General features: G+C 30.7%; 7 protein-coding genes. All 7 read right to left on the bottom strand.

Annotated elements, in window-relative coordinates; all coding sequences use genetic code 11:
- Nucleotides 1–1033: hypothetical protein (locus ACMOUI_RS12825; RefSeq protein WP_418966088.1), on the bottom strand; the 1033-nt coding region annotated here is incomplete at its 3' end.
- Between the two features lie 106 nt (nt 1034–1139).
- Nucleotides 1140–1484: a hypothetical protein gene (locus ACMOUI_RS12820; RefSeq protein ID WP_418966087.1), complete on the bottom strand. Its 345-nt coding sequence runs from the start codon at nt 1482–1484 to the stop codon at nt 1140–1142.
- A 58-nt stretch (nt 1485–1542) separates the two neighbouring features.
- Nucleotides 1543–3138: an ATP-binding protein gene (locus ACMOUI_RS12815; protein WP_418966086.1), complete on the bottom strand. Its 1596-nt coding sequence runs from the start codon at nt 3136–3138 to the stop codon at nt 1543–1545.
- Nucleotides 3139–3140: 2 nt separating this feature from the next.
- A complete protein-coding gene (locus ACMOUI_RS12810) occupies nt 3141–3788 on the bottom strand; it encodes a response regulator transcription factor (protein ID WP_418966085.1) in 648 nt (215 codons plus the stop codon).
- Complete coding sequence (locus tag ACMOUI_RS12805; protein ID WP_418966084.1) at nt 3772–4530, bottom strand: glycosyltransferase family 2 protein; 759 nt, start codon at nt 4528–4530, stop codon at nt 3772–3774. The genes ACMOUI_RS12810 and ACMOUI_RS12805 overlap by 17 nt, the downstream gene beginning before the upstream one ends.
- Before the next feature lie 29 nt (nt 4531–4559).
- Nucleotides 4560–5576 (bottom strand): polysaccharide deacetylase family protein, encoded by a 1017-nt coding sequence (locus tag ACMOUI_RS12800; RefSeq protein ID WP_418966083.1) that lies wholly within the window; start codon nt 5574–5576, stop codon nt 4560–4562.
- A gap of 163 nt (nt 5577–5739) precedes the next feature.
- Nucleotides 5740–6303 (bottom strand): 6-pyruvoyl trahydropterin synthase family protein, encoded by a 564-nt coding sequence (locus tag ACMOUI_RS12795; protein WP_418966082.1) that lies wholly within the window; start codon nt 6301–6303, stop codon nt 5740–5742.
- Nucleotides 6304–6365 lie beyond the last annotated feature (62 nt).

Raw genomic sequence — 6365 nt, 5'->3', positions numbered from 1 at the left:
GAGATAATCTCCTATAACTATTGAAATCTTCAGTTTTAAAATAATATGTAAATAATAGGTTATAAGCTATTTTTAAAAGAAATATATCCCCATGGATTTTATGGGATTCAATGAAGTTTTCAAGAGCAGATGGTGAAAACTTTTTAAAATCATATTTTAGATTATAGCTTTCTAGAGATAGAAAATAAAAATTTTCTATATCAATGAAGTAAAGCTTTTTTAGATTACTCAGCAATAGATGAGCTCTAGCAAGGTTTTCTTTAGCCAATTTTGGCTTATCTAAATCGGTGTATATCTTTGAATATAGAAGTGTTTTTAATATTGAGATATTATTTTGATACTCAATAGGTTCACTATCTAGGTTAGGTATCTCATTTAAATGCTTTAAAGCTTTATCATACTCTTTAAGAAAAACATAGTTTTCAGCTAGATAAAAATTTTTAGAAGCTTTTATTCGTAAGGCTTCAGGTAAATTTTTAGATTTAATATCAATTTTATTTAAAATTTTAATAGCGGTGTCATATCCCTCAAGATTGGTAAATATCCAACTGAGTGAAATCTTTGCTCTGATAACATCATACTCTGAACTTAAGTCTTCAGCTAAGTTAAGATAGTCCATGGTCAGTTTAATTATATTTACAATGTTACCAGAGGAGGAGTCAAGAACCCTTAATTTATTTAAGATATATAGCTCATCTTTTGGAGAGAGAGTACCACTTTTAAGAACCTCCTTTAAAATATAGGCACCAACATTTTCAGTGGAGTTTATATTTAAAAGGACTCTATTATTTTCAGCAATCTCCCTATATCTGCGGGGATACTCATTTTTAGGTATCTTTTTAAATTTATCCCAAACCTCTTTTTCTAAAGGGGTAAGTTCATCTATATTAAGGGGAGTATTTATAGGGGTAATTTTATTAACCACAGATAAATCCAGTGTTTTTTTTTCTTTAACAATTGAAAAAAAGACCAATGAAACAATTAATAAAATAACAAATGAGGTAACAAGAATTTCATAAGATTTTGATTTCATAATATGCCCTAAACTCCCTTCAAAATTAAGATAATAGATTAGATTAGTATAACATATTTTACTAAAATAAAAAACCCTCTAAGACTATTAGAGGGAAGTAAAAATACTATTTTTTAAAATACTGAGAGTAAAGAATCTTGTCATCACCAACAGCACTATCATGTTTTATAACAATGTATATATCATCAATACTGCTATCAACATTAATATTTTTTAAGATCTCTTGAGCAACTGCATCAAAGTTTAGTTTAGGAGTAGTAAGTCCCTCCAACTCAACTTCAATGTTCATATTGTTATTTACAATTGTAACATCATAATCCGCTTTCTTTAAAGTAGAAGCCATTTTAACTTGTAAATGATCCTCTAAACGATCCTCTAAAATATCTTGAGGTGAATCTTTAGCAAAAGATAGAGCAGAAATTAAAGTCATTAGAAATAAAAATTTTTTCATATGTAGCCTCCATGGTTCGATTTATTTTATAATTTATAATAACTTAGATGTATCTCTTCTATATCCCCTTTTTTAGGACTATAAAAAATCTAACTCCAAATTTTGTGTTTTCAACACCATATATAAAGTTATGTGCGTTTAAAATCTCAGAGGATATATATAGACCAAGCCCTCTTCCACGACTGTTTGAAGAGTAGAATTTATTCCAAATTTTATCAATATTTTTATCTGAAATATGAGGACCATCATTTTCTAAAAATAGAGTGAGCTCCCCATCCCTATAATCAGTATAGATTCGAACCTCTTTTTTAGCATACTCCAAAGCATTTTTTAGAATGTTTAGAATAACCTGTTCAAACATCTCTCTATCAGCGTAGATAGTTATATCTTTAAGAAGAGTTAGTATAACTTTTTTATCTCCAATCTCGTGCTCTAAAACCTTTAAAGAGATTTCAAATAAAGAGTTTAAATTAAAGTTTTGACACTCTAAAACGAGCTTGTCTGGAGAGTGGGTATTATCTTTTAAAAGGGTGTTAGCCATTTTTAAGATACGTTTACTCTCCTCATTTATAATTTTTATCTCATCACTTGAACTATCCTCTAAGAGAAGATCACTAAATCCAATTATGGCTGAAAGTGGTGTTTTAACTTCATGCATAAAAAGTTTAATACTTTCCTCTAATCGAATCTGTGCCTCTTTATTCTTTGAGATTTTTTTTCTGTATAGTTCAATTATATTTTCAAGTTTTTCACTCATTTTAAATATATCTTTATAGAGTGTTCCAATCTCATCATTACCGTCATAACTATTCTCCTTTATAAAGTGAAGATTGGCTATTTGCTCACTCACTTTAGAGAGATTAACAATGGGTTTAACAATGATTCTTTCTAAAATAATACCAATAAAAATAGTGAAAAGAACGATTAAAATCCCTTTTAGATAAAAGTATAATTTTAAAGATGGAAATATATCATTGATATTTTCATAGGAGTAGAAAATCACTATTTTATAACCATCTTTATTCAGTGTTATAAGTTGAAACTCATCATCACCATCCACATCTTGATAGACTTTTTTCTGTGGAGTTAAAACATCAATAGTTAAAAGAGATTCCAGAAAGTCATCACCTAGATTTGATTGTGTATAGGGTGTATTAACCTTTTGAACTCTACCATTTATATTATAGATTTTTTCAGATGTATGGCTGAATTTATAGTCTTTAAAAACTTGATTATTTTTAATGAGAACTGTGGGAAGATAGTATCTATTGAGAACCTTTATGGCAGTTATCTCAACTAGGTCACCACGATCTATTTTTAAAGATGTATCAGAGTAAAGATTATCTAAAAAGGCATCCAATAAAACATAGGCATCCCCCTCTTGGGTATCCACTTTAATAAAATAAAAATTGTTTAAATTTTCAATCTTATCATCTTTATAGATGATAACCAATGCATTTTGATTTTTTTCATAGTTTTTAAGTTTCTCAAATTCAATTTTACCATTGGATATAAAATCAATCTTTTCAAGTTGTAAAACTTTACTGTATCTAAAATATTTTTCAAAATATGTATCCCCTAAAACTCCCTCTAGAAAAAGAGAGATTAAAAGGGCCAGAGATAAAATAAGGATAAGTTTATTTCTCAATCTCATATCTAAACCTCAAACTTATATCCAAGAGCTTTAACAGTTTTTATAAATCTATTACACTCTCCCAATCTATCACGAAGTTTGGCTATATGTTTATCCACAACTCTATCGTTGCCATAGAAGTCATAGCCCCAGATAGCATCTAAAATCTGCTCTCTAGTTTTTATAACCCCTCTGTTATCCTCAAGGTAAAAGAGTAGTTCACGCTCCTTTGTGGGAAGGTGTATCTCCTCACCATCTATAAAAACACTTCTACTAGATTTAATAAGAGTTAGGTTCTCATATATAGTTGGCTTAGATGATTTTTGCCCAAATCTTTTTACCATAGATAGAAGCAGAGCCTTAGAGAAAGGCTTTGTTAAGTATCCGTCAGCTCCATTTTCATATGCTAAAATTTGGCTTCTCTCATCAGAGAGAGCAGAGACAAAAACCACTGGAATTTCAGAGAACTCTCTAAGTTTTTTAATAAACTCCATACCATCCATCTTAGGCATCATTATATCTAAAAGTATAACTGTATACTTTGTACTACCACTGACTTTTTCTAAGGCTATCTCTCCATTTTCAGCCTCATCTACAGAGAACCCCTCTTTTTCTAAGATTGTTCTTGTTAATTTTCGTAAACTTTCAGTATCCTCAACTATTAATATCATAATCTTTTTTCTTCATCTCCCTAAGTTTTAAGTATTTAACACTTGTATATAGAGCACTAAAAGTTGATAGGGCAAGTCCTTCAACACCATCTAAAAATCCCAATCTAAATATATACATTCTAAGGAATTTAAATATAGGATTTAAGACAATATTAAAAAATCCAGCGCTTTTATTCTTTTTAAAAGCCACATTAGCACCCTCACTAGTGTATCTATTAAACTTATGAAGATAGTCAGCATAGTCTTCATATGTATAGTGGTCTATTCTATTTTTTAGCTCTCCAATTTCATCCCCTGTTAAAAACTGCTCATGTACCTCATCTAAGGAGTAGTGTCCACTGGTTTTTTTAAATAGTCTAACTCTTGAACTACCGCTCCAACCACCAAAACGGATACGTTTACCAAAACAAACAGAGTTAAATGGTATCTTATAGACATAGTTATCGCCATGTGCCATAACCTCCTTAATCTCATTTGCTAATTCAGGTGTAACTACCTCATCAGCATCAATAAGTAGTATCCAATCCTTTGTACATCTTTCGATAACATTATTTTTCTGTTTTCCATATCCAGGCCATGGAATCTGATATACCTTAGCTCCAAAAGATTCTGCTATCTCCACTGTTTTATCTGAACTAAAGCTATCTACAACGACAATCTCATCTGCCAATCCCTCTATAGCCTTTAAAGTTCTCCCCAAACGTAACTCTTCATTAAATGTTATTAGCCCCACTGACAACATAAAAATCCCTCCTATTCTTTGTTCTATATCTATGAAAGAAGTTGATATATTCTTCCCAGTAGATAGTTTCTGCAAATTAACAGATTCAATTTAAACTTTAAAGGAGAGAATACTCTCAACTCAACTCTTTTTATATTTTCTAAATCTAACTTCAAGGCATTAGTTCCCTTACGAGTAGTTACAAACCCCTTTATTCCAGCCTCTTTTAAAATAGCTATAAATTCAGGTGACTTATGTCCCCAAGGCCAGCAGAAAAAGTTAGGTCTATATCCTGTATGCTCATCAATAAGTGATATATTTTTATTTAAATCATCTAAAACCCTAGTTTTAGCCTCCTCTAAAGTTTCAAAAATAAGGTCTTTATGGAGTTCACTATTTATAAACTCCTGAATAGCTGCTCTATTTTCTCTACTGTCTGGAGATAGATTATCATAGTAATCTTTAAATTTTTTGGCAGCTTTTAGAGGAACTATAACTCCAGTACTTGAAAACTCTCCCCTTTTACCAAAAATGGGGAAACCAACCTCAGCTGAACCACCATAGAGATGTTGAATATCTCTATCTAAAAGATCCTCTGTACTGACAACTCTATCAAAGGATGTATTTACGAAAATCGGCATATGCTTATGGGAGTGTAACTCAATATCAAAGACACCAGATCCACTCATCTCCTCAATCTCCTTCCAACTTAGGTAGTTATAGGCTCTGTTGTTTTCATCCTCAACATAGGCTGTATTTAGATAAAGAGTAGCTTTCATCTTATATTTTTTTAAAAGAGGAAAAGCATTTTTATAGTTATCGTAGTAACCATCATCAAAAGTTAAAGCCACACTATTTTTAGGTAACTTTCCATCCCTTTCCATGGATTCTAACATCTCTCTATTTGTCATAGTTTTCATATTTAAAAACCAGATATTTTTAAGATGTTCTTCAAACCAGTCAGTTGGAACTCCAGATTCTCCAATGTGGTGATATAAAAACCAGGGATTTCCTTTTTTGTTGTAAAAGATACATGCGATTAAAAAGATGTATATAAAAAACTGCATTTTGACCTCCTAAATTAAATGTTTTCACCTTCATTTTATCATTAAATAAAGTATAAAACAATAGTGTGGAAGTTTAAAAAGAGCTAGGTAACGAGGGGGGGTTACCTAGCTCACATAAAATGAGATTTAATTTGGAATTTGAAAAAACTACTTTAATCAGTATCTATTTTTTATATCCACACTTTGAACAAGAACCGTTTTCATCCAATGCGATTCCACAAAGAGGACAACGCTCTATATGGTTTCTTGTATCAAACTCTGCTGATGCTGCATTTACACCACTAGTAAAAGTGATTTTAGCAATGTTTAATTTATCTTTTAGTAACTCATAAACTATTTTAATCATACCTTCAACTGTTAAAGTTTCCTTTGTAACAACTAAACGAGAATCAGGGTATGCAGTTGCAAGTTCTGTTTTAAATGCTACACCTTTCATAGTGTTTTGAGGTGTTCCATCTTTAATACCTGTCTCCTCATAAACTTTAAGTATAGCAGGAAGAAGCGGATCATCCTCTCTTAAAATAAGTGAGTGGTCAAAGTTTTTAAGAACATCCCAAGCTGTTTTTTGAATCTCATTACATGGATATACCATATTAACTCCCTCATTGATAGAATCCTCAACTTCAATAGTTAAAACTCCAGTGTGTCCATGTAGATATTGAGCCTCACCCTTAAACTTATAGAATCTGTGTGCATATTGTAAATCAAATTTAGTAATACTTCTCATAATTAAAACCTCCCTATAAATAATTTCTTTTAACTAATAATAGTAATCATTACTATTATTAT

It is taken from the genome of Cetobacterium sp. (assembly GCF_048470075.1).
Lineage (GTDB): Bacteria > Fusobacteriota > Fusobacteriia > Fusobacteriales > Fusobacteriaceae > Cetobacterium_A.
This window is presented reverse-complemented; position numbering and strand designations above follow the sequence as displayed.